The 424-nt window shown below is 45.0% G+C and carries 1 protein-coding gene; it reads right to left on the bottom strand.

The genetic code is table 11. The features are described from left to right. On the bottom strand, window positions 1-424 hold a 424-nt coding region (locus CKO50_RS14295; protein ID WP_255229850.1), incomplete at both ends, for a transposase.

Genomic DNA, 424 nt, shown 5'->3' on the forward strand with positions numbered 1-424 from the left:
CGATATGCAAGCTCCAGCAGTAGCAGAAGAAAAACTTAATTCACTGTCCGGAATTAGTTGACCACTACATATGTAGCCTTTGTCACCGTAGAGTTTGCCAAAGAGCAAGTCGGCCATCTCTGTCACCGGCTTTCGATCATCGACGTTACCCTTTGTCAGCTTCAACGCCACAATTTCACCTAGGTGATTGATGACCAAATGCAGTTTAAATCCAAATGACCAGCCCATGGTGCCTTTGCCATGCTGAGCTATGCCTTCAAAGACTTTATTTCTCTTGGCACGAATGATGTGACAGACCTCTATTTTTGTGGAATCAACAAATTGTATTCCGGTGGGTTTACCAAGCTTCGACGTGAGATAGCTACACATGGGAACGACAACACTCGGCATTACTGCAAGAAACCGCGTATAGCTTAACAGCTCA

The sequence above is a fragment of the Pseudoalteromonas sp. HM-SA03 genome, assembly GCF_002289345.1.
Classification (GTDB): domain Bacteria; phylum Pseudomonadota; class Gammaproteobacteria; order Enterobacterales; family Alteromonadaceae; genus Pseudoalteromonas.